Origin of the sequence: Vibrio mediterranei (assembly GCF_013364395.1) — a bacterium.
GTDB classification, from domain to species: Bacteria; Pseudomonadota; Gammaproteobacteria; order Enterobacterales; family Vibrionaceae; genus Vibrio; species Vibrio mediterranei.
In genome coordinates this window covers 655,301-678,436 of record NZ_JABXGK010000001.1, presented here as the reverse complement: position 1 = coordinate 678,436, position 23,136 = coordinate 655,301, and the positions used below count along the sequence as shown (strand labels likewise).

The following is a 23,136-nucleotide window of genomic DNA, read 5'->3' as shown; positions in this document are numbered from 1 at the left end:
CTAGCGTGTGATGATTCGAAATGTTACATTATAACAATAAGCAATTGCAAATGAGTTCTATTCATGACTGAACTGATAAAGCTGAGCGGTGTAACCGTTGAGTTCAGTAAACGTAAGGTTTTGGACGACATAAACCTCACGATAAATAAAGGCCAAATTTTAACGCTTATTGGCCCAAACGGTGCCGGTAAGTCCACACTAGTCAAAGTGTTACTTGGCTTGCAAACTCGCTTTCAGGGAAACATAACCCGTGCCAAAAAGCTTAGAATTGGTTACGTCCCTCAGAAACTTAAATTAAATGACACCCTTCCACTTAACGTGGAACGCTTTCTTGCACTTGCCGGAAAATACAGCGCGCAAGAAAGACAAGATGCACTCAAACTTGTTGGTGCAGAGCACTTAATGAAAAGCAATATGCATCAATTGTCCGGCGGTGAGAATCAACGTGTCTTACTAGCTCGCGCTCTATTACAAAGACCTGACTTGCTCGTTTTAGATGAGCCAGCGCAAGGCGTCGATGTTCAGGGTCAGATTGACCTGTATGAACTCATAGATACATTGCGTCACCGTTTTGGCTGTGCGGTTTTTATGGTCTCTCATGACTTACATCTCGTTATGGCAAAGTCCGACGACGTTATCTGTTTGCATCACCATATTTGCTGCCAAGGCAGCCCGCAAACCATTACGCAACACCCATCGTATATCGCTCTGTTTGGTAGTGCTACTAAAGAGACACTGGCTTTTTATCAACATCAGCACACCCACCATCATCATGATTTATCCGGTGAGCCTGTAAAGGGTAACGCTTCACAATGTGCTCACCACAACCACGGACATACATCATGATTGAGTTCTTACTACCTTCTATTTTCGCAGGTATAGGTATTGCTTTAATTGCTGGGCCTCTTGGTTCATTTGTAGTATGGCGTCGCATGGCCTATTTTGGCGATACACTGGCCCATGCTTCACTTATGGGGCTCGCATTGGGTTTCCTACTAGATATCAATCTGTATTTAGCTCTGACGGTCTGTTGCATGGCATTAGCTATCATCTTAGTAACCTTGCAAAAACAACGACTGGTCGCCACTGACACACTGCTCGGTATTCTCGCGCACAGTGCATTATCGTTAGGTTTGGTTGCCGTCAGCTTCTTGGATAACATTCGAGTAGACTTAATGAGTTATTTGTTTGGTGATTTGCTCGCAGTATCACCAACTGATTTAATGTATATCTATGCTGGTGTGGCGGTCATAGGCGCCTTGCTGTTTGTCTTTTGGCGACCACTGCTCTCTACCACAGTCAACGAAGATCTGGCCGCAGTAGAAGGTGTCAATGTCGACCTAATGCGTCTTATCATTATGTTGATGGTGGGTTTAGTTATCGCAATAGGTATGAAGTTCGTTGGCGCGTTAATCATGACGTCACTATTGATCATACCCGCTGCGACAGCGAGAAAATTTACCGTAACACCAGAGCAGATGGCAATCACCGCCTCATTTATTGGCATCATCTCAGTATTTTGTGGTCTGAGTTTATCTTGGTTTTATGACACGCCGGCAGGCCCATCGGTGGTCATCAGTGCCGCGAGTTTTTTCTTGTTGGCGCAGTTGGTTCCATCGAGAGCCTAATCTGTAGATTACAATATAAGCTCTTGCACAAAAAAGCCCCTGCCTCTTTCAAGGCAGGGGCTTTTTTTATACGTCGAATTACCAACCAGTAATTTCACGCAGACCTTTACCGATATCGGCTAGGCTCTTAACCGTTTTAACGCCTGCAGCTTCTAATGCTGCAAACTTGTCTTCAGCGGTACCTTTACCACCAGAGATAATCGCACCAGCATGGCCCATACGTTTACCTGGAGGAGCTGTAACACCTGCAATGTAAGACACTACTGGCTTCGTGACGTTATCTTTAATAAACGCCGCCGCTTCTTCTTCTGCCGTACCACCAATTTCACCGATCATTACGATCGCTTCAGTCTCTGGATCTTGTTCAAACAACTTAAGAATGTCGATAAAGTTAGAACCAGGGATTGGGTCACCACCGATACCGACACAAGTAGACTGACCAAAGCCTTCATCAGTCGTCTGTTTTACCGCTTCATACGTCAGTGTTCCTGAACGAGAAACGATACCCACTTTGCCTTTCTTGTGGATGTGACCAGGCATGATACCAATTTTGCACTCATCAGGAGTGATAACACCTGGGCAGTTTGGACCAATCATGACCACACCAGCTTCATCGAGACGTACTTTTACATCAAGAAGGTCAAGTGTCGGAATGCCTTCTGTAATAGTCACGATAAGCTTAATACCCGCATCGATAGCTTCAAGGATCGCGTCTTTACAGAATGGTGCAGGAACGTAGATCACAGATGCCGTTGCACCCGTTTCTTCAACAGCTTCACGCACAGTGTTAAATACAGGCAGACCTAAGTGAGTTTGACCACCTTTACCAGGAGATACACCACCAACCATCTGTGTGCCGTATTCAATCGCTTGCTCTGAGTGGAACGTACCTTGACCACCAGTGAAACCTTGGCAGATAACTTTTGTATCTTTATTAATTAGTACAGACATTATTTGCCCTCCGCTGCAGCAACTACTTTTTCCGCTGCTTCTGTTAGCGAGTTTGCAGCAATGATATTAAGACCACTTTCTGCCAGTTTCTTCGAACCTAGAGGCGCATTGTTACCTTCAAGTCGAACAACAACAGGGACTTCAACACCTACTTCTTCAACCGCACCGATGATACCGTCTGCAATTAGATCACAACGTACAATACCGCCGAAGATATTTACCAATACAGCTTTTACATTGCTGTCAGATAGGATGATTTTGAATGCTTCTGTAACACGCTCTTTTGTCGCGCCGCCACCAACATCTAGGAAGTTTGCAGGTTGACCGCCATGAAGGTTTACGATGTCCATAGTACCCATCGCTAGGCCTGCACCGTTAACCATACAACCAATGCTTCCATCAAGAGCAACGTAGTTTAGCTCCCACTGTGCGGCATGTGCTTCGCGCTCGTCTTCTTGTGAAGGATCGTGCATTTCACGAAGCTTAGGTTGGCGGTAAAGCGCATTTGAATCGATATTGATCTTACCGTCTAGGCACAGTAGGTTGCCTTCGCCAGTAATAACAAGAGGGTTGATTTCCAGCAGAGCAAGATCGTACTGTGCAAACATGTTGCCAAGACCCATAAAGATCTTCACAAATTGTTTGATTTGGTCGCCTTCAAGGCCCAGCTTAAATGCAAGCTCGCGGCCTTGGTAAGCTTGAGGGCCAACCAATGGATCAATCGCTGCTTTATGAATCAGCTCAGGTGTCTCTTCTGCTACCTTCTCAATTTCCACACCACCTTCTGTTGATGCCATGAAAACGATACGACGAGAAGCGCGATCAACGACTGCACCAAGGTACAGCTCGTTAGCAATATTTGATGCTTCTTCTACTAGGATTTTTGTAACTGGCTGACCATTGGCGTCTGTTTGGTAAGTCACTAGGTTTTTGCCTAGCCACTTTTGAGCAAACTCTTTAACACCGTCTTTGGTATCGTGAAGTTCAACGCCGCCCGCTTTACCGCGGCCACCAGCGTGAACCTGACATTTGACTACTTTCTTTTCAGTACTGATACGACCAGCGGCTTCGAACGCTTCTTGTGGGGTGTCACATGCGTAGCCTTCTGGTACAGGCAATCCGAATTCTGCAAACAGCTGTTTGGCTTGATATTCATGCAAATTCATTGTGCGATTCCATTTGTTATATCCCTGAGGGATTTTTTATTTCCATAAAACCGGTATCGGTTATACGTCTGTAGGAGTACTCGTTAGAGTCGCCTTAAGGGCTTACTAAGGAGCTAGACGTGAGCAAGTCTAGCTCCTTTTATTTTAGACGTCCATACGTCCAAAATAAAAACAACGCTTAATTACACATCAAGTAGCAAGCGTGCTGGATCTTCCAGTAGTTCCTTGATGGTTACCAAGAAGCCTACGGATTCACGACCATCGATTAAACGGTGATCATAAGACAGAGCTAGGTACATCATCGGCAAAATTTCTACTTTGCCGTCCACCGCCATTGGGCGATCTTGGATTTTGTGCATACCCAAAATAGCAGCCTGAGGAGGGTTGATGATCGGCGTAGACATAAGAGAACCAAAGACACCGCCGTTTGTGATAGTAAAGTTACCGCCTGTCAACTCTTCAACAGTTAGCTTACCGTCACGACCTTTAATCGCTAGCTCTTTGATACCTTTCTCGATGTCAGCAAAACCTAAAGTGTCGCAATCTTTAAGTACCGGCGTAACCAAGCCACGAGGAGTGGAGACGGCCATGCTGATGTCGAAGTAGTTGTGATACACAATATCATCGCCATCAATCGACGCGTTTACTTCAGGGTAACGCTTCAATGCTTCCGTTACTGCTTTCACATAGAAAGACATGAAACCTAAACGTGTACCATGACGCTCTTCGAATTGGTCTTTGTACTGCTTACGAAGGTCCATGATAGGTTTCATGTTCACTTCGTTAAATGTTGTCAACATCGCCGTACTGTTCTTCGCTTCCAGCAAACGCTCAGCAACACGCTTACGTAGGCGCGTCATCGGAACACGCTTCTGGCTACGAGCAAGCACAGGAGCCACAGCTACTTCATCTTCCGCTTTAGGTGCTGCTTTCGCCGCCGCTAGGTGCGCTTCAATATCTTCACGTGTGATACGACCACCAACACCAGTGCCTGTCACATCATTTGCCGTCAAATCATTCTCGGCCAATAAGCGGCGAACCGCTGGGCTCAATGCATCATTAGACTCTTCTGTTAGTGAGGCTTTATGGCGCTTATCTGGAGAAGCTTCTGTAGAGTCAGTCGTGTCGCTAGTTGGTTCACCTGCGACAGCACCTGGCTTAAGCTTAGCGATTAGTTGTTTAGAAAGTACCGTTGCACCTTCTTCTTCAATAATTTCCTCTAGAACACCCGCATCAGGAGCCGGTACTTCTAGAACTACTTTATCGGTTTCGATATCAACGATAACTTCATCACGCGCTACCGCTTCGCCTGGTTTTTTATGCCAAGTTGCGACTGTCGCGTCTGCAACTGATTCAGGTAAGTCTGGAACCAGAATTTCAATTGTCATATCTGTGTCTTCCTTTTACTTCTAGTTCTTAATCTAGAGTCAACGCGTCTGAAATTAACGCTTTCTGTTGTTTTAAGTGTACTGACATATAACCTACTGCCGGAGACGCTGATGCTGGTCGGCCAGCATAGCTCAGTTCTGCTCCTACAGGGATTGCCGCACGGAAGTTATGTTGGCTCGAATACCAAGCGCCTTGGTTTTGAGGCTCTTCTTGACACCACACAAAATCTTTCGCATTGGTATAAGCAGCAATCTTCGCTCTAACGTCATCCATTGGGAATGGATACAACTGCTCAATACGAACGATAGCAACGTCATCTTGGTCGTTGTTACGACGCTGCTCAAGTAAGTCAAAGTAAACTTTACCTGAACAGAAAACGACACGTTTCACGTTCTCTGGAGCAATATCGTCAATTTCCCCGATCGCAGGTTCAAACGTACCTTGTGCAAGCTCTTCAATAGTTGAAGTACACAGTGGATGTCTTAGTAGCGATTTTGGCGACATAACGATAAGCGGTCTACGCATCGGGCGAACCACTTGACGACGAATCATGTGATACACCTGGGCTGGCGTAGATGGGATTACCACTTGCATGTTTTGTTCAGCACAAAGCTGTAAGTAGCGCTCCAGTCTTGCCGAAGAGTGTTCTGGGCCTTGGCCTTCATAACCGTGTGGCAATAGCATAGTCAGGCCACACAAACGCCCCCACTTTTGTTCACCAGAAGATATGAACTGATCGATGACAACTTGTGCACCGTTAGCGAAATCACCAAACTGCGCCTCCCAAATAGTTAGGCCGCTTGGTTCCGCAGTAGCATAACCGTATTCAAATGCCAGTACCGCTTCTTCAGACAGTACGGAGTCAAAGACTTGGAAAGGTCCCTGTTTGTCGTGCAGGTTAGCTAGAGGAATATAGGTACTTGCATCATCTTGATTATGCAGAACCGAATGTCTGTGGAAGAAGGTTCCTCGGCCTGAGTCTTGACCAGAAATACGAATACGTTTTCCATCATCCAGAAGCGTAGCGTACGCGAGCGTTTCAGCCATACCCCAATCGATCATTTTCTCACCGCTCATCATAGCAGCGCGATCGTTGTAGAGTTTATTGACTCGACTTTGCAGTTTATGGCTATCTGGATACTGTCCAAGACGTTGGCCAAGCTCAATAAGACGCTCTGTCTTAACTTCACTCGCCCATTCTTCGTCCCATTCTCGGTCCATATATGGAGACCAGTCTACTGAGTGCAGAGCCATAGGACGCCATTCTTTACATACCACTTCGCCTCGATCCAGTGCATCACGATATTCATTGATCATTTGAGTCGCAGTTTCAATATCACTCTCTTCACGCTCGATTAGCACATCGGCATACAACTTACGTGGAGTTGGGTGCTTCTTGATTTTTTGGTACATCAATGGCTGAGTAGCATTTGGTTCATCTGCTTCGTTATGGCCGTGGCGACGATAGCAAACTAAGTCAATGACCACATCTTTAGCAAATTCATTTCTGAAGTCCAATGCGATTTGAGTAACAAATGCAACGGCTTCAGGATCATCAGCATTAACATGGAATATCGGTGCCTGTACCATCTTAGAGATGTCAGTACAGTACATCGTAGAACGCATGTCATGTGGGTTTGAAGTAGTAAAGCCGACTTGGTTATTCACAACAATGCGAACCGTACCACCGACTCGGAAGCCTCGTGCTTGAGACATGTTGAACGTTTCAGCAACCACACCTTGACCCGCGATTGCAGAGTCACCGTGGATGGTAATCGGCAGTACCGAACGACCATCTTTGTCGCCTAAGCGATCTTGACGAGCACGCACAGAACCAATAACTACTGGGTTAACGATCTCAAGGTGAGATGGGTTAAATGCTAGAGCTAAATGCACATCTCCACCAGGCGTTGCAAAGTCAGCAGAGAAACCTTGGTGGTACTTAACATCACCAGTACCCCATGTTTCGTCATGCTTACCCGCAAACTCATCAAACAAATCTTGTGGTTTCTTACCCAAGACGTTGACCAGCATGTTCAAACGACCACGGTGCGCCATACCAATCACAACTTCACGCATCCCCTTGCTACCAGCATGGCGGATAAGTTCTTTAGTCATTGGAATAAGGGCGTCGCCACCTTCTAGAGAGAAACGCTTTGCACCTGGGAATTTGGCACCTAAATAGCGCTCAAGCCCTTCCGCAGCAGTCAGTTCTTCAAGGAAAGTGTGTTTATGTTCAATATCAAAGGAGGGTTGACCGACTACTGATTCTAAACGCTGCTGGATCCAACGTTTTTGTGCGGTGTTGGTCATGTGCATGTATTCTGCACCAACGGAGCCACAATAGGTTTTTTGCAGCGCCTTATGAAGATCACGTAATGTCATGCTTTCTTGCCCAATAGCAAAAGAGCCAACATTAAATGTCTCATCTAAATCGTCTTCAGTAAGAGAGTGGAAAGCAGGTTCCAGCTCTTCAACAATCGGACGTTTCCATAAACCCAGCGGATCTAGGTTAGCAGCTTGGTGACCGCGGAAGCGGTAAGCGTTGATTAGCTGCAGTACTTTTACTTGTTTAGCATCGACCTCGGGGTCACTTACTTGAACACTTGAATGCTTTGTTTCTTGAGCGAGTCGTCGGAAGTAATCACGGACACGTGAATGCGGTTGTTCAACCACATCGTCAGGTTGCACAGGCAACCCTTCAAAAACACGTCTCCACTCCTCACTTACCTGATCGGGATCACTTAGATACAGTTCGTAGAGGTCTTCTACGTACGTTGCATTGGCGCCTGCCAAGTGTGAAGACTCGAGCCATGCCTTCATCACACCATTGTGCATATTTTCCCTTAACCAGTAGTAGTTTTCACGTATGCTTCGGTCTACGCCGAGCTATTAGAAGCCGGCTCTTCCAAAAGGTCGAGCCGGCAATTTTATTATTTGTTACACCGAACGATTCACAAGCATTGACTTGATGTGGCCAATTGCTTTTGTCGGGTTTAATCCTTTAGGACATACACTGACACAGTTCATGATGCCATGACAACGGAAAACGCTAAATGCATCGTCAAGATTTGATAAGCGTTCATCTGTTGCTGTATCGCGGCTGTCAATTAACCAACGGTACGCGGCAAGTAGACCTGCTGGTCCGATGAATTTATCTGGATTCCACCAGAATGACGGGCAAGATGTCGTACAACATGCACACATAATGCACTCATACAATCCATCCAAATGCGCTCGCTCTTCTGGCATTTGCAGATTTTCACGCGAAGGTGGCAAATTGCCATCCGAAATAAGAAACGGCTTAACTTTCGCGTAGTTATCATAAAACTGAGTCATGTCGACAATCAAGTCACGAACTACAGGTAATCCAGGAAGTGGTCGAATTACGATCTCGTTCCCTTCCAGAGCTGACAGTGGCGTGATACAAGCCAGGCCATTTTTGCCATTCATGTTTAGGCCATCAGAGCCACAAACACCTTCACGACAAGAACGACGGAATGATAGCGTTGGGTCTTGCTCTTTCAGAAGAATCAGAGCATCTAACACCATCATGTCAGAGCCTTCATCGACTTCAAGCGTGTATGCCTTCATGTAAGGCTTATTGTCTACATCCGGATTGTAACGGTATAGAGAGAAATTAAGTTTCATAGTCTGGTCCTCCCTCTAGTACGTACGTGCTTTCGGTGGGAAAGCTTCACGATGAACTGGTGTCATGTTGACATCACGTTTCGTCATCTGTTCAGTTTCCGGGTTGTAGATAGAGTGACATAGCCATTGCTCGTCATCACGGTCTGGATAGTCAAAACGAGCGTGTGCTCCGCGGCTTTCTGTACGATAGTTCGCCGCAACCGCTGTAGAGAATGCCGTTTCCATCAAGTTATCAAGCTCTAAACACTCAACACGTTGGGTATTAAATTCTGAAGACTTATCTGCAAGGTGTGCGTTTTGTAGGCGCTCACGAATCACTTTTAGCTCTTCTAGACCTGTTGCCATTGCATCACCTTCACGGAATACCGAGAAGCTGTTTTGCATACAAGTTTGTAGATCTTTACGAATTTGAACAGGATCTTCACCTGAAGTGCTGTTTTCCCAGCGCATAGTACGTGCCAGTGACTCTTCAATGTCTGATTCCGTCGCTGGACGAGCTTCTGTTTGCGCGGCCAGAGTTTCACCAAGGTGAAGACCAGTCGCACGACCAAATACCACAAGGTCAAGCAGTGAGTTACCACCAAGACGGTTAGCGCCATGAACCGATACAGAAGCAATTTCACCACAAGCAAATAGGCCTTGTACTTCAAGGTCGTTTCCAGAAGCATCTTGTTTAATAGCTTGACCAGAAACTTGCGTTGGTACACCACCCATCATGTAGTGACACGTTGGAATAACAGGGATTGGCTCTTTAACTGGATCAACGTGTGCAAACGTTCGAGAAAGTTCACAAATACCTGGAAGGCGCGACTCAAGTACGTCTTTGCCTAGGTGATCCAATTTCAGTTTAATATGTGGACCCCATGGACCATCGCAGCCGCGACCTTCACGAATTTCAATCATCATTGAACGAGCAACTACATCACGACCAGCAAGGTCTTTTGCATTTGGTGCATAACGTTCCATGAAGCGTTCGCCATCTTTATTAAGAAGATAGCCACCTTCACCACGACAACCTTCTGTTACTAGTACACCAGCGCCAGCGATACCAGTTGGGTGGAACTGCCACATTTCCATGTCTTGCATAGGAACGCCTGCACGTAACGCCATACCGACACCATCACCAGTGTTGATGTGAGCATTAGTAGTAGAAGCGTAGATTCGACCTGCACCGCCTGTCGCTAGAATGGTTGCTTTGGACTTGAAGTAACAAATCTCACCAGTTTCCATGCATAACGCAGTACAACCAAGAATCGCACCGTCTTGGTTTTTCACTAGGTCAAGTGCATACCACTCTGAGAAAATTGTGGTCTTGTGCTTAATGTTTTGCTGATAAAGCGTATGAAGCAAAGCATGACCAGTACGGTCAGCTGCAGCTGCAGTACGTGCTGCCTGCTCGCCACCAAACTCTTTAGACTGACCACCAAATGGACGTTGGTAGATCGAGCCATCTTCAAAACGAGAAAACGGTAGACCCATTTTTTCTAGTTCGATAACAGACTTAGGACCATTCTTACACATATACTCGATAGCGTTTTGGTCACCAATGTAGTCAGAACCTTTAACAGTGTCATACATATGCCACTGCCAGTTGTCTTTATGAGAGTTTCCTAGCGCTACTGTGATACCACCCTGAGCGGATACTGTATGTGAACGAGTAGGAAATACTTTGGATAGCAATGCACATGATAGGCCTTGCTCTGAAATTTGTAGTGCGGCACGCATGCCCGCACCACCAGCGCCGATTACTACGGCATCGAACTCACGAACTGGAATAGACACTTACGCACCCCACAGAATAAAGAAACCAGAGAAGAAATAACCAAGAAGCACTGCGATGAAAGTCAGTTGCAGTGCACCACGAAGCTTGGCACATTTGATGTAGTCTGTAAGAACTTGCCATAGACCAATCCACGCATGAATAAGCACTGAAGCTAGCGCCAACATAGTGAAGACTTTAGTGAAAGTACCACCAAAGAAATTGGTCCACGATACGTAGGAAATGTCTCCTGCAAAAGCGCAGAAGCTCACGAGATAAATCGTATAAAGCGTCATAATGATAGCGGTAGCACGAATCAATAAGAAATCGTGTACGCCATTACGACCAAATGTTGAGACGTTGTTTACCATACCAATACTCCAGCCAGCAGTGACAGAACACCTGTCACGATGAAGGCAACCTTAGCACTTTTGGTGCCCGACTCGAGCTCCTCAAAATAGCCTAGGTCCATAATCAAATGACGCACACCACCAACAATGTGGTACGCCAATGCCGTCAAAATTCCCCAAAGGATAAATTTCACGAAGAAACCATCGACGATGTCAGCAGCTTCTGCGAAACCAATCGGAGAAGAGAGTGATTTGGATAGTAACCAAAGAAGTATACCGATCGACACAAACGTAATCACACCCGACACACGGTGCAGGATGGAAGCGATTGCTGTGATCGGAAAGCGAATTGTCTGCAAATCTAAATTAACAGGTCTGGACTTTCTTTCTTTCACGGGCTTGCTCACTCAGCTCCATTGAGCCATTTATTGTTATGAATAAATTTTGGTCCGTAAGCCTCAAAAGTTAACATAAAGTTAACAATAAATTCGTGTTACAAGAGAGATAATTGTAACAATAATGTTAACAGACTAAGATCCAAATCGACCTCACCTCGGTTTGTACCCTAGAATTTATAAGGATTTGACCAACAATTTCACCGCAACTATACGGTTGGCAACATTCTAATACAATTGGTGTAACAAAATATGCTACACAGAACAGATTTTTAACCATTTTTCTATAAAAAATCATAACAAGTGCACACATCACCGTTTAAAAATTGACTTTAACTGCGAAGCGAAGTAAAAAATTGGCACACAAACATCCTGGACGGATTAAATAATAAACAAAGGAGATTGTTATGGCAGATAAGAAAGCGACCCTTCATATTGAAGGTCAAGCGCCAATCGAGCTGCCGATTATGGATGGTTCTATCGGACCACAAGTAGTCGACGTTCGTAAACTTGGAGCCAATGGTTACTTTACTTTTGACCCAGGTTTTCTTGCCACTGCATCCTGTGAATCTCAAATCACTTATATCGACGGCGGCAAAGGTGTGCTACTGCACCGTGGCTTCCCAATCGATCAGTTAGCTAACAATGCAGACTACCTTGAAGTTTGCTATATCCTTCTTGTTGGTGAAGCCCCTACACGAGAAGAATATGAGAGTTTCAAACAAATCGTTACACGCCACACCATGGTTCACGAACAAATCGCGAGTTTCTTCCACGGTTTCCGTCGCGATGCTCACCCAATGGCGGTTATGTGCGGAGTTGTAGGTGCTCTTGCAGCCTTCTATCACGATTCTTTAGATATTAATAATGATACTCACCGTGAAATCGCGGCTTATCGTTTGATTTCTAAGATGCCGACACTTGCAGCTATGTGTTACAAGTACTCAATCGGTCAACCATTCATCTATCCTCGTAACGATCTAACGTATGCGGAAAACTTCCTACACATGATGTTTGCTAATCCATGTGAAGAGTATGAAGTGAACCCTATCGTTGCACGTGCGATGGATAAAATCTTCACTCTGCACGCAGACCACGAGCAAAACGCTTCGACTTCTACAGTACGTCTTGCTGGTTCATCGGGTGCTAACCCATTTGCGTGTATTGCAGCTGGTATTGCATCACTATGGGGCCCTGCTCACGGTGGTGCCAACGAAGCATGTTTGCGTATGCTTGAAGAAATCGGCTCTGTTGATCAGATCCCTGAATTCATCGAGCGCGCGAAAGATAAAGACGACCCATTCCGCCTAATGGGCTTTGGACACCGTGTTTATAAAAACTACGATCCACGTGCAACAGTAATGCGCGAAGCGTGTCACGAAGTACTGAAAGAGCTAAACATCAAAGATCCACTACTCGACGTGGCAATGGAGCTTGAGCGTATAGCACTTTCAGATGAGTACTTCGTTGAGAAGAAACTGTATCCAAACGTAGACTTCTACTCAGGTATTATCCTTAAAGCGATTGGTATCCCTGTTTCTATGTTTACGGTTATCTTCGCGATGTCTCGTACTGTGGGTTGGATTGCTCATTGGAACGAAATGCACAGCGATCCAGGCAACCGTATCGGTCGTCCTCGCCAGCTTTATACTGGTGAAGAAATGCGTGATTTCAAACCGCTTCACGAGCGTGAATAACAGAGCACATCAATCAGACACAACATCTGAAAACAAAAGAGCAGCTTACGCTGCTCTTTTTTATTAGAAGAAAGTCTAAACTGGATTATCAATGTCGATAAACTCGACATCAAGGCCATGCGCTGATGCTAGCCACTCACCCAGAGCCTTAATACCATATCTTTCAGTTGCATGGTGGCCCGCCGCAAAATAGTGGATGTTCAATTCACGGGCTGTGTAGGTTGTGCGCTCAGAGATCTCACCTGAGATAAATGCATCGAGCCCTTTAGATGCAGCAAGTTCAATATAGTCCTGACCACCACCGGTGCACCAACCTACCGTTTCAATCATTTTCTCCGCTTGTTCAGGTGCAATGTGAAGCGGTTCTCTAGAGAGAACCTGAGCAATTTTCTGAGCAAAGGCTTCACCAGTCATCGGTTGAGCCAGTTTACCAAACATAGCTACAGACTGAGGGTGCCCTTCTAGTCCATCAATCACTTCAATGTCGAGTAATTCAGCTAATCTCGCATTGTTGCCAAGTTCAGGGTGTATATCCAGAGGTAGATGGTAACCATACAAATTAACATCATTTTTGATAAGGGTGCGAATACGTTTTCCTTTCATACCACGAATGGCTTCAGGTTCGCCTTTCCAGAAATAACCATGATGAACCAATAGAGCATCCGCGTTAACAGATACCGCATAATCGATCAGTGCTTGCGAGGCCGTTACACCTGTCACTACCTTTTTTATTTCACTAGCGCCTTCAACTTGTAGTCCATTTGGACAATAGTCTTTAATCAATTGAGGAGACAACTTTTCATTGAGCACCGCTTCGAGTTGTAAGTTATTCATAGCACTTCCAGAGCAATTTCTTGATTTCCGTGGTTATAGCAATTTAATCTAGGATTGTCGAAAGGAAAACGCAAACACATGAGCATGAATATTATAAAGGAATTCTTATCTTGGATAAGGACTAGTCCTAGTCTAATGATGAATGACCACAGAATCTCGCCTTACTTCCCCTGCGTCAATATGGATTCAGAAGTTACGATTCACAGAGACTATGACGGCAACCCTAGACTCGGTTTTTTGTATCAGGAACTGTGTCGTCGACAGTTTGAAGCCAGTCATGAGTATCAAGTTATAGTCGAAGAATTACAGTTGCAGCAAAATAACCGAACTATTGGTGCTATCGACTTTATTTTGGATAACCTTGCCACTGAGCAAATTGAGCATTGGGAAGTGGCAATAAAGTTCTATCTACTCAAGGACGGCTATTGGTATGGACCAAATGCCAAAGATCGCCTGGATAAGAAATTGCATCGCATGCTTGAGCACCAACTTATGATGACTCGTACAGAAGCGTTTCAAGCTTTGTATCCGAACATTGATGACATTTCTCAGCACCTACTGATGCAAGGCAGACTTTACGTCAACCCATTTGAAAAGACTACAGTTCCAGAATACTGCCTAGGTTTGAAGATCAATCCGGAGCGAGTCACTGGCTTTTGGTGTTATCAAAGTCAGTTTGAAAGGGTTACGGAGCCTTTGTACCAACTATCCAAACCTCTTTGGGCTACGGGATTCAACAACGAAAACAAAGTGCCAGTGACTGAACTGCCACAACACTTTATCCATTGTCAGTCTGAAACTGGTCAGTTTTGGTTTATTGTTCCCGATGACTGGCCGCAGAGTAGTATGTAACTTTAAAGCCATAAATAACGGGCATAAAAAATGGGCCCTAATAAAGCGCCCATTTTTACCTTGTGATTTGTCTATCGCTTTAAAGACGATCCCTAAGGGCGATACACCTTCACATTGTTAAAACCTTGTTCTTGCAAATACAAGGCTTGAAGACGACTCATTACGCCGCGATCACAGTACAGCAGATATGTTTTCGACTGGTCTAAGTCACCAAACTTGGTTCCTAACTTAAAGAATGGAAGGTGTTGAACTTCAACGCCATCGAGTTCCAACGGACTCTCTTCCTCTTCCTCTGCACTACGAATATCCAAAACGATAGCGTGCTCTTCAACTGCTTGAACTTGCTCAACTTCAGGCGCTTGCTCCTGACTTTCTTTTTCGATATCACGAATGTCCATCATTCGCGCATCACGCACGACTTGCTCAAGAATCCCAAAGTCGAATTTCTCTTCTTCAGCTTCTAACTTAGTTTTCACAGCCTTCACGGTTGGCTTACGAGAAATCACACCGCAGTACTCAGGCATGGTCTTAGCGAAATCTTCAGTACCAATTTCACGTGCAAGGTCGATAATGTCTTCTTTATCCCAGTTGATTAGAGGGCGAAGAATTAATGTGTCAGTGACACCATCTATATGACGTAAATTAGTCAGCGTTTGGCTTGATACTTGGCCGAGTGCTTCACCCGTTACCAAGGCTTCAATGCCAAACTTTTCAGCAAGCATTCCACCAGCACGCATAAACATACGCTTAAGAATAACGCCCATTTGGCCGTCTTCTACTTTTTCAAGAATTTCAGCAACAACCGGTTCAAAGTCCACCGAGATGAATTTCACTTTCGCAGAAGAGCCATACTTGTTCCACAAGTAATGCGCAACTTGCTTAACGCCAATCTCGTGAGCAGGGCCGCCTAAGTTGAAGAAACAGTAATGCGTTTTAGAACCGCGTTTAATATGCAGATAGCTCGACACTCCAGAATCAAAGCCGCCTGAAATCAAGCTCAGCACATCTTCTTGTGTTCCAAGAGGGAAACCACCAAGCCCTTTATGGCGAGCGATGATTTGATTCAGTTTATCGTTCGCAACTTCGATGTTTACTGTTACGTCAGGCTTAGACAGTTTCACACGAGCACTTTCGACAGCTTGGTTCAAGCCACCGCCAACATAGCGCTCAAGCTCGATTGAGGTGAAGTCGTGTTTGCCGCGTCGCTTAGCTCGAACAACAAAAGTTTTGTTTTCGATACGGCTGCCGTTTAGTTCCAACACCTGCTCGTAGATATCGTGCATATCTTCAAAATCAGATTGCTGAACCTCAAGAACATGATGGATACCCGGGGTGTGAGTTAGGATCTCCAACACCTCGTTGTAGTATTCATCAGAGCTAGCATTCACTTCAATGTGGTCACGACGGTTATATACCGCTACAGATTCCGTACGGCGCTGGATAATAATTCGCAGGTTGCACTCTAAGATTCTTGTAAAGCGCTTACGCACTGAATCGCTTTTTACAAAAATCTCTGGATGGGGCTTTACGATAAATCTCATAGTCTTTTCACATCTCGTTGCAATGCTGTCTGAGCACGACAGTATAGGTAACAAATATCAACTGTAGTACAAACTCACCCAACTCATCGTGCCAAGTTTGAGACTAGAGCGGGCATTCGTCTATTTGGGGCGCAAGTATATACTCTACGTAGTTAAGATGCGAGTGTTGCAATTGTAGCGTTCAGCACAATAAAAAACACCAGCGCTGAACGCTGGTGTTTCATAGTAATAGTGCACATTTTATTGACCGTCTGCAGACACCTCATCAGTGTACACTGGCTCCCCTTGCATAATACTGATTTCAACACGGCGGTTGCGCGCTCTCTGTCGCTCAGTATCATTCGGGCCCAAAGGTTCGGTATCAGCCACTCCCAGCACTCGCAACCTTTGATGAGAGAAGCCTTTTACTTTCTCCATCTCTTGGGCAACAGAAACAGCTCGCTGAGACGATAAATCCCAATTAGAACGGTACAGCTCAGAATCCAAAGGCAAGTTATCCGTATGCCCTGACACACGGACTTGGCCAGGTATATCCTTAACTAAATCAGCAACCTGACGAACAAGAGGTCTAAATTTAGGCTGCAAGAAGGCCGACCCCTCTGGGAAAGCTCCTTTTTCTTGAATCCGAATCACCAGTTGTTGTCCCAAGTTGTCTACTTCAACAGCACCCTGTTTAATCTCTTGTTGCAACGCTTTCTTGATGATCTCTTCTAGTTTATCGAGATCTTCATTTTCTTGTTCGTTCTGTGCCGATGCCGTACCAATCTGGTTCTTTTGAGTCCTATCCGCTGTTTGACCACCCGTCATTTTGCCATCGTCTCGCTGATTACCACCAGCGCGATCTGACTCACCTTCATGAAACTCCAGCGTTTGCTGAGTGATGTCCATGGTCTGCTGCATAATGACGTCAATTGGCGTTGGTTCAGGGCGACCTGGTCGGAATTCTTGTGCGATGATGCTGGTACCCTTAGGAATATCTTTCACCTCAAGGCGATTTTGTACCCCGAAGGCAAACTTCATAGAGCCCGCAATCTGCTTGAACTTCAGTACATCCATCTCAGAAAATGACAACAGAAGTACAAAGAAGCACATGAGTAGCGACATCAAATCCGCAAATGTGCCCATCCATTGGGGAAGACCCGGTGGTGGACAATCGCATTTTTGTTCCTCTTCCACAGCTCCTCCTACGCCAATTTAATATGTGAGACCAGCATGTTTACTCACCGTCCAAATCAAAGGCTCGCTTGCTCTCATTGAGGTAGTTTTTCAAATAGCCATCAATCACGCGAGGGTTTTGACCATCTTGAATCGCCAATACACCATCCATGATCAAACGACGATTGAGTTTTTCTTGCTCGCGACGCAACGTAAGCTTGTCAGCAATCGGGAAGAAAAGCATGTTGGAAAGAATCGCCCCATACAAGGTTGTTAAAAGTGCCACCGCCATTGCAGGACCAATCGACTTCGGATCGTCCATGTTAGAAAGCATCGCAACCAGACCAATGAGGGTACCGATCATTCCCATTGCAGGAGAAACATCACCAAATGCCTTAAAAACGCCCGCTCCTTTCACATGGCGTTCATCGGTTAATGCGATGTCTTTTTGCATCGCGTTACGCACAACTTCTGCATCGTGACCATCAACCAATAGATCGATGCCTTTTTGCATAAAGCTGTTCTGAATATCCATTTCCTCTAAAGCTAGGAAACCACCTTTACGTGCCGCATCCGCCATTTCGACGATTTTCGCGATTAAGTCTTCAGGTTCATCGGTTTTGAACATGAACGCTTTGCCAGCAATCTTCGTTGCACTAAAGAACTGGCTCAGAGTGAACTTCATCAACACCACAAATGTCGAACCACCGATTACGATGAATACCGACGTGGTATCGTAGTAAGTCATGATGCTGCCACCCAGCACCATCGCCATAATGATCGAAGCGGCCCCACCAATTAGGCCTATCAGCGTTGCTAAATCCACTCAACACTCCATAAATAATTGCCATCAATCGACATTGACGAACCTGAATATCCGCACGAGTCTATCGCGTTATATTCAGGTTATCGACCACATGCCCATATCTTTAAGTAATTTATGACCTGAAAATCACAAAATTCCCTGTTCCCTCTTCTTTTAGCCGGAGTCAATTCGAGAAATCGCCGTAAAACAACACCTTCCCCAGTTTCTATATCCATCCTGTTGAACAAATTTGTAGCAGAAACAAAAAGTGGAAAGCATCTTGGTTACATTTTTGGCACCATTAGTTTGACCATCCGTTAAGGCTAATGTAACGTTCGAACATTTCTGATAAAACAAGTAAGTTATGGCGACGAAAAAACCAGAGAACATGTCGTTTGAAGCGACAGTGGATGAGCTAGATATGCTTGTCGAACAATTAGAAAATGGTGACCTTGCATTGGACGACGCTTTGAAGAAGTTTGAACGTGGTATCGCTTTAGCTCGTGCTGGGCAACATAAGCTTACAGAAGCAGAACAAAAAGTCAGCATCCTGCTAGCCAAAGATGACGATGCAGAACTTGATGACTTCTCCCAGTCAGCGGAATAGAAACAAAAGTGAGTATCCCCATGATTGAGGCTTTAAAGTCTTATCAACAACGTAATAACGAGCAACTGGACGCTTGGCTCGACCTCTACCCTTTCCAAGAACAAAGATTAATAGAAGCAATGCGATATGCATTGCTACTTGGCGGTAAACGTGCTCGCCCTTTCCTTGTTTATGCTACCGGACAGATTTTTGGTTGCACCAATGAACAATTAGATACTCCGGCCGCTGCTATTGAGTGTATCCATGCCTATTCATTGATCCACGATGATCTTCCTGCAATGGATGATGACGAACTCCGTCGAGGTCAAGCGACTTGCCATATTCAATTCGATGAAGCGACTGCTATTCTAACTGGTGATGCTCTGCAAACACTGGCCTTTACCATTTTATCTGAAGGTGAATTGGCATCCTTTGCCAATGAGCAACGTATTACTATGGTACAAAAGCTTGCTCACGCTTCAGGTGCTGCTGGTATGTGCATTGGGCAAGCACTCGATCTAGAAGCAGAGAACCGCAATGTGACGCTGGAAGAGCTTGAGCGTATACATCGTCATAAAACAGGGGCACTGATTAAGTGCGCTGTTCAGTTAGGTGCTTTGGCAGCTGGGGATAAAGGGGGTCAATACCTGCCTCAGTTGGAAAATTACGCTGATGCAATTGGACTCGCGTTTCAGGTGCAAGACGATATTCTAGATATTGTCGGTGACACGGAAACCTTAGGTAAACCTCAGGGTTCGGACGTCGAACTTAACAAAAGTACCTACCCTGCTTTGCTAGGATTAGAAGGGGCTCAGCAAAAAGCAGCGCAGCTTTTTGAAGAAGCACTTTGTGCTTTAGAGGCTATACCCTACAATACTCAATTACTCGAAGATTTCGCCCGATATGTCATCGAGCGCAACAACTAAACAGAATTAAAGCGCTAACACTATGACACTTGATATTTCAAAATATCCAACACTGACATTAGCAAATACACCGGAAGAACTTCGCTTGATGCCAAAAGAGTCACTTCCGAAGCTTTGTGAGGAGCTAAGAACGTATTTGTTAAACTCTGTGAGCCAATCAAGCGGACACCTAGCTTCTGGCTTAGGGACGGTTGAATTAACTGTCGCCCTACATTACGTATATAACACGCCTTTCGACCAATTGATTTGGGATGTGGGCCATCAGGCTTATCCACACAAAATTTTGACGGGTCGACGCGAGAAGATGTCGACGATCCGACAAAAAGATGGGCTTCACCCTTTCCCTTGGCGTGAAGAAAGTGAGTACGACGTTTTATCCGTTGGCCACTCATCCACATCTATCAGTGCGGGACTTGGTATTGCCATCTCTGCGGCTAAAGAAGGCAAAGACCGTAAAGTGGTCAGCGTTATTGGCGACGGCGCCATTACTGCAGGAATGGCATTTGAAGCACTCAACCACGCTGGTGATGTTCATCCTGATATGCTCGTAATCCTCAATGATAACGAAATGTCGATTTCAGAAAACGTTGGCGCTCTAAACAACCACCTCGCTCAGGTCTTATCTGGTAGTTTATACACTTCGATTCGTGAAGGCGGTAAGAAAGCACTATCTGGTTTGCCACCAATTAAAGAGCTAGTTCGTCGTACAGAAGAACATTTAAAAGGTATGATCGTTCCGGGCACGCTATTTGAGGAGCTAGGCTTCAACTACATCGGCCCTGTTGATGGTCATGATGTCAATGAACTGGTTAAAACGTTGAAGAACATGCGTGAGCTTAAAGGCCCGCAGTTCCTGCACATTATGACCAAGAAAGGTAAAGGATACGAACCAGCTGAGAAAGATCCAATCGGTTACCATGGCGTACCTAAGTTCGATCCTTCTCACTCCTGTCTGCCAAAAAGCAGCTCAAGCAAACCAACCTATTCAAAGATCTTTGGCGATTTCCTATGTGATATGGCAGCCAAAGACCCTTCATTAATGGCAATTACTCCTGCCATGCGTGAAGGCTCTGGCATGGTACGTTTCTCGAAAGAGTATCCGAGCCAATATTTCGATGTCGCGATTGCAGAGCAACACGCCGTGACATTAGCCACTGGTATGGCTATTGCTGGTAACCGCCCAATCGTTGCCATTTACTCTACGTTCTTACAGCGCGGCTATGACCAACTGATCCACGATGTTGCTATTATGGATTTGCCTGTAATGTTTGCTATCGACCGAGCAGGATTAGTCGGCGCTGATGGTCAAACTCACCAAGGTGCCTTCGACTTAAGCTTTATGCGCTGCATCCCTAACATGGTCATCATGGCACCAAGTGATGAAAATGAATGTCGCCAGATGCTCTACACTGGTCACATGCACAATGGTCCAAGTGCCGTACGCTACCCACGTGGTGGGGGCAATGGAACAACACCAGAAGCTGAATTTACCGCTCTAGAAATAGGCAAAGGTCGCACCGTACGTGAAGGCGAAAAAGTAGCGATATTATCCTTCGGCACTTTCTTAGATAATGCGCTTATCGCGGCGGAGAACATCAATGCTACCGTCGCTGATATGCGTTTTGTCAAACCGCTTGATGAAGCGCTAATTAGAGAGCTTTGCAATAGTCACGACGTCATAGTTACTCTAGAAGAAAACGCTATTGCAGGTGGTGCTGGCGCTGGCGTAATTGAGTTCATGATGAGTGAGAAACTAATGAAGCCCGTCCTAAACCTAGGACTTCCTGACAGGTTTGTCGCTCAAGGCACTCAAGATGAGTTGCACGCAGAGCTTGGATTGGATGCGGTGGGTATAGAAAAATCCATTCGAGACTATCTAGAGAAGTAATCTTACTTCCATATGAAAAGCGGCTTGTGAGTCGCTTTTTTGTTTTTATGAAAAAAAGGCCGCAATATTTATTGCGGCCTTTTCAATATCTTAGATTAGGAGTAATTAAGCGTTCGCTTCACGCTCAGCAATAAATGCTAAAGCCATCTTAATGCGAGCAATAACACGCTCTTTGCCAACCAGTTCCATAACTGCATCAACCGATGGAGATTGACCACCGCCTGTTACTGCTACGCGAAGTGGCATACCGATTTTACCCATACCAATTTCTAATTCTTCACAGACCGCGGCAATGACTTGCTCTTTAATATTTACTGTTGTCCACTCTTCCAACGCTTCTACTTTCGCTAGCGCAGCTTCTAAAGGCGCTTTAGCTACACCGCGTAGATGTTTCTTCGCAGCACCAGCTTCGAACTCAGAGAAATCTTCGTAGAAGTAACGGATTTGCTGTGCAAGTTCAACCAATGTATTGCAACGCTCACCAACTAGCTTAATGACTTCTGTGATAGCAGGGCCATTCTCTGTGTTTAGCTTTTGCTCATCAAGGTGCCATTGTAGATACTTTGCCACATACTCTGGCTCAGATGTCTTGATGTAATGGTTGTTCAACCAGTTTAGTTTGTCAGTATTGAACGCAGATGCTGATTTTGAAATAGCATTCAAAGAGAACAGTTCGATCATCTCTTCTTGTGAGAAGATTTCTTGGTCACCATGAGACCAACCTAGACGCACCAAGTAGTTGTTCAAAGCATTCGGAAGGTAGCCTTCATCACGATACTGCATCACAGAAACCGCGCCGTGGCGCTTAGACAGTTTCGCACCATCATCACCCAGAATCATTGCACAGTGTGCAAATGTAGGTACTGGAGCACCTAGAGCTTCATAGATGTTGATTTGACGAGGCGTGTTGTTGATGTGATCTTCACCACGAACAACATGTGTAATACCCATATCCCAATCATCAACCACTACCACAAAGTTATATGTTGGCGCGCCATCGGTACGACGAATAATCAGGTCGTCCATTTGGCTGTTTGAGATTTCAATGCGACCACGGATTTGGTCATCAAACACCACGCTACCCTCTTTCGGATTGCGGAAGCGAATAACACACGGGTCACCTTCTTTTGCTGCTGCGTTCGCTGCAACAATTTTAGGGTGGTTCGCATCATAGCGAGGAATTTCTTTGTTCGCTTCTTGCTCTGCACGAATCTCTTCTAGCAACTCTTTCGGCGCATAACATTTATATGCTTTGTCTTCCGCAAGTAGCTTATCAACCATTTCATTGTATCGATCAAAACGCTTAGATTGGTAATAAGGACCCTCGTCCCATTCCAAACCCATCCACTGCATGCCTTCCAAGATCGCATCCACTGCTTGTTGCGAGTTACGCTCTAGATCGGTGTCTTCGATACGAAGAACGAATTCGCCGCCTTGGTTTTTAGCAAATAGCCAAGAATACAGTGCAGTACGTGCACCACCGACATGAAGATAGCCTGTAGGGCTAGGAGCAAAACGTGTTTTAACCGTCATCGAATGTACCTTGTTGTCAACGTCGCACGA

At 45.3% G+C, this 23,136-nt stretch carries 20 protein-coding genes; 7 read left to right on the top strand and 13 right to left on the bottom strand.

Annotated features, from left to right (window positions below; all coding sequences use genetic code 11):
* The first annotated feature begins 63 nt into the window (after nt 1-63).
* Together znuC and znuB are read left to right on the top strand one after the other, a co-directional pair.
* Nucleotides 64-846, top strand: a complete 783-nt coding sequence (gene znuC, locus HOP38_RS03300) for a zinc ABC transporter ATP-binding protein ZnuC (protein WP_006074271.1) — start codon at nt 64-66, stop codon at nt 844-846.
* Nucleotides 843-1,628 carry a zinc ABC transporter permease subunit ZnuB gene (gene znuB / locus HOP38_RS03295; RefSeq protein WP_088876795.1) on the top strand — a complete coding sequence of 262 codons (786 nt, stop codon included), beginning with the start codon at nt 843-845 and terminating at the stop codon, nt 1,626-1,628. The genes znuC and znuB overlap by 4 nt, the downstream gene beginning before the upstream one ends.
* Nucleotides 1,629-1,706: 78 nt before the next feature.
* Here the strand turns inward: znuB and sucD are convergent, their stop codons facing one another.
* The 8 genes from sucD to sdhC form a co-directional block, all read right to left on the bottom strand.
* On the bottom strand, nt 1,707-2,579 hold the full coding sequence (sucD, locus tag HOP38_RS03290; RefSeq protein WP_006074269.1) for a succinate--CoA ligase subunit alpha: 873 nt from the start codon (nt 2,577-2,579) through the stop codon (nt 1,707-1,709).
* Complete coding sequence (gene sucC / locus HOP38_RS03285; RefSeq protein WP_038225388.1) at nt 2,579-3,745, bottom strand: ADP-forming succinate--CoA ligase subunit beta; 1,167 nt, start codon at nt 3,743-3,745, stop codon at nt 2,579-2,581. The genes sucD and sucC overlap by 1 nt, the downstream gene beginning before the upstream one ends.
* Before the next feature lie 182 nt (nt 3,746-3,927).
* Nucleotides 3,928-5,133, bottom strand: coding sequence for a 2-oxoglutarate dehydrogenase complex dihydrolipoyllysine-residue succinyltransferase (gene odhB / locus HOP38_RS03280; protein ID WP_198557417.1), 1,206 nt, complete (start codon nt 5,131-5,133; stop codon nt 3,928-3,930).
* 28 nt (nt 5,134-5,161) lie between these two features.
* Nucleotides 5,162-7,972: a 2-oxoglutarate dehydrogenase E1 component gene (gene sucA, locus HOP38_RS03275; protein WP_124940707.1), complete on the bottom strand. Its 2,811-nt coding sequence runs from the start codon at nt 7,970-7,972 to the stop codon at nt 5,162-5,164.
* A gap of 102 nt (nt 7,973-8,074) precedes the next feature.
* Complete coding sequence (locus HOP38_RS03270) at nt 8,075-8,785, bottom strand: succinate dehydrogenase iron-sulfur subunit (protein WP_006074265.1); 711 nt, start codon at nt 8,783-8,785, stop codon at nt 8,075-8,077.
* Between the two features lie 15 nt (nt 8,786-8,800).
* Nucleotides 8,801-10,567, bottom strand: coding sequence for a succinate dehydrogenase flavoprotein subunit (gene sdhA, locus HOP38_RS03265; protein WP_038225391.1), 1,767 nt, complete (start codon nt 10,565-10,567; stop codon nt 8,801-8,803).
* Complete coding sequence (gene sdhD / locus HOP38_RS03260) at nt 10,568-10,915, bottom strand: succinate dehydrogenase, hydrophobic membrane anchor protein (protein WP_006074263.1); 348 nt, start codon at nt 10,913-10,915, stop codon at nt 10,568-10,570.
* Nucleotides 10,909-11,301 carry a succinate dehydrogenase cytochrome b556 subunit gene (sdhC, locus tag HOP38_RS03255; protein ID WP_038222929.1) on the bottom strand — a complete coding sequence of 131 codons (393 nt, stop codon included), beginning with the start codon at nt 11,299-11,301 and terminating at the stop codon, nt 10,909-10,911. The genes sdhD and sdhC overlap by 7 nt, the downstream gene beginning before the upstream one ends.
* Before the next feature lie 395 nt (nt 11,302-11,696).
* Here sdhC and HOP38_RS03250 point away from each other — a divergent pair, with 395 nt between their 5' ends.
* The gene (locus HOP38_RS03250; RefSeq protein WP_006074261.1) at nt 11,697-12,986 is read left to right on the top strand and encodes a citrate synthase; all 1,290 of its coding nucleotides are present in this window, start codon (nt 11,697-11,699) and stop codon (nt 12,984-12,986) included.
* A 75-nt stretch (nt 12,987-13,061) separates the two neighbouring features.
* On the opposite strand, the gene HOP38_RS03245 is transcribed toward HOP38_RS03250, so the two are convergent.
* The gene (locus tag HOP38_RS03245; RefSeq protein WP_198557416.1) at nt 13,062-13,820 is read right to left on the bottom strand and encodes a Nif3-like dinuclear metal center hexameric protein; all 759 of its coding nucleotides are present in this window, start codon (nt 13,818-13,820) and stop codon (nt 13,062-13,064) included.
* 84 nt (nt 13,821-13,904) lie between these two features.
* Here HOP38_RS03245 and HOP38_RS03240 point away from each other — a divergent pair, with 84 nt between their 5' ends.
* Nucleotides 13,905-14,672: a DUF1853 family protein gene (locus HOP38_RS03240; RefSeq protein ID WP_124941224.1), complete on the top strand. Its 768-nt coding sequence runs from the start codon at nt 13,905-13,907 to the stop codon at nt 14,670-14,672.
* Between the two features lie 92 nt (nt 14,673-14,764).
* Here HOP38_RS03240 and thiI read toward each other — a convergent pair whose 3' ends face one another.
* The 3 genes from thiI to pomA all read right to left on the bottom strand — a co-directional run bounded on the left by thiI (nt 14,765) and on the right by pomA (nt 18,194).
* A complete protein-coding gene (thiI, locus tag HOP38_RS03235) occupies nt 14,765-16,213 on the bottom strand; it encodes a tRNA uracil 4-sulfurtransferase ThiI (RefSeq protein ID WP_065311685.1) in 1,449 nt (482 codons plus the stop codon).
* A gap of 240 nt (nt 16,214-16,453) precedes the next feature.
* The gene (locus HOP38_RS03230; RefSeq protein WP_198557415.1) at nt 16,454-17,389 is read right to left on the bottom strand and encodes a flagellar motor protein MotB; all 936 of its coding nucleotides are present in this window, start codon (nt 17,387-17,389) and stop codon (nt 16,454-16,456) included.
* 40 nt (nt 17,390-17,429) lie between these two features.
* Entirely contained in the window at nt 17,430-18,194 is a 765-nt protein-coding gene (gene pomA, locus HOP38_RS03225; protein ID WP_031493735.1) for a flagellar motor protein PomA, read from the bottom strand.
* A gap of 343 nt (nt 18,195-18,537) precedes the next feature.
* Here pomA and xseB point away from each other — a divergent pair, with 343 nt between their 5' ends.
* From xseB to dxs, 3 genes are read left to right on the top strand one after another with little or no spacing between them, the layout of a single operon-like run.
* On the top strand, nt 18,538-18,780 hold the full coding sequence (xseB, locus tag HOP38_RS03220) for an exodeoxyribonuclease VII small subunit (RefSeq protein WP_006074254.1): 243 nt from the start codon (nt 18,538-18,540) through the stop codon (nt 18,778-18,780).
* A gap of 20 nt (nt 18,781-18,800) precedes the next feature.
* The gene (gene ispA, locus HOP38_RS03215) at nt 18,801-19,685 is read left to right on the top strand and encodes a (2E,6E)-farnesyl diphosphate synthase (protein WP_198557414.1); all 885 of its coding nucleotides are present in this window, start codon (nt 18,801-18,803) and stop codon (nt 19,683-19,685) included.
* A gap of 22 nt (nt 19,686-19,707) precedes the next feature.
* Complete coding sequence (gene dxs, locus HOP38_RS03210) at nt 19,708-21,573, top strand: 1-deoxy-D-xylulose-5-phosphate synthase (protein WP_198557413.1); 1,866 nt, start codon at nt 19,708-19,710, stop codon at nt 21,571-21,573.
* A 105-nt stretch (nt 21,574-21,678) separates the two neighbouring features.
* Here the strand turns inward: dxs and gltX are convergent, their stop codons facing one another.
* On the bottom strand, nt 21,679-23,106 hold the full coding sequence (gene gltX / locus HOP38_RS03205; protein WP_038225397.1) for a glutamate--tRNA ligase: 1,428 nt from the start codon (nt 23,104-23,106) through the stop codon (nt 21,679-21,681).
* Nucleotides 23,107-23,136 lie beyond the last annotated feature (30 nt).

Coding starts and splice junctions, on each gene's coding strand:
- odhB (WP_198557417.1), bottom strand. CDS start 5,133: ATGACAATTGAAATTCTGGTTCCAGACTTACCTGAATCAGTTGCAGAC.
- HOP38_RS03250 (WP_006074261.1), top strand. CDS start 11,697: ATGGCAGATAAGAAAGCGACCCTTCATATTGAAGGTCAAGCGCCAATC.
- HOP38_RS03240 (WP_124941224.1), top strand. CDS start 13,905: ATGAATATTATAAAGGAATTCTTATCTTGGATAAGGACTAGTCCTAGT.
- ispA (WP_198557414.1), top strand. CDS start 18,801: ATGATTGAGGCTTTAAAGTCTTATCAACAACGTAATAACGAGCAACTG.
- sucA (WP_124940707.1), bottom strand. CDS start 7,972: ATGCACAATGGTGTGATGAAGGCATGGCTCGAGTCTTCACACTTGGCA.
- HOP38_RS03270 (WP_006074265.1), bottom strand. CDS start 8,785: ATGAAACTTAATTTCTCTCTATACCGTTACAATCCGGATGTAGACAAT.
- xseB (WP_006074254.1), top strand. CDS start 18,538: ATGGCGACGAAAAAACCAGAGAACATGTCGTTTGAAGCGACAGTGGAT.
- znuB (WP_088876795.1), top strand. CDS start 843: ATGATTGAGTTCTTACTACCTTCTATTTTCGCAGGTATAGGTATTGCT.
- HOP38_RS03245 (WP_198557416.1), bottom strand. CDS start 13,820: ATGAATAACTTACAACTCGAAGCGGTGCTCAATGAAAAGTTGTCTCCT.
- dxs (WP_198557413.1), top strand. CDS start 19,708: ATGACACTTGATATTTCAAAATATCCAACACTGACATTAGCAAATACA.
- thiI (WP_065311685.1), bottom strand. CDS start 16,213: ATGAGATTTATCGTAAAGCCCCATCCAGAGATTTTTGTAAAAAGCGAT.
- gltX (WP_038225397.1), bottom strand. CDS start 23,106: ATGACGGTTAAAACACGTTTTGCTCCTAGCCCTACAGGCTATCTTCAT.
- sucD (WP_006074269.1), bottom strand. CDS start 2,579: ATGTCTGTACTAATTAATAAAGATACAAAAGTTATCTGCCAAGGTTTC.
- znuC (WP_006074271.1), top strand. CDS start 64: ATGACTGAACTGATAAAGCTGAGCGGTGTAACCGTTGAGTTCAGTAAA.
- sucC (WP_038225388.1), bottom strand. CDS start 3,745: ATGAATTTGCATGAATATCAAGCCAAACAGCTGTTTGCAGAATTCGGA.
- sdhD (WP_006074263.1), bottom strand. CDS start 10,915: ATGGTAAACAACGTCTCAACATTTGGTCGTAATGGCGTACACGATTTC.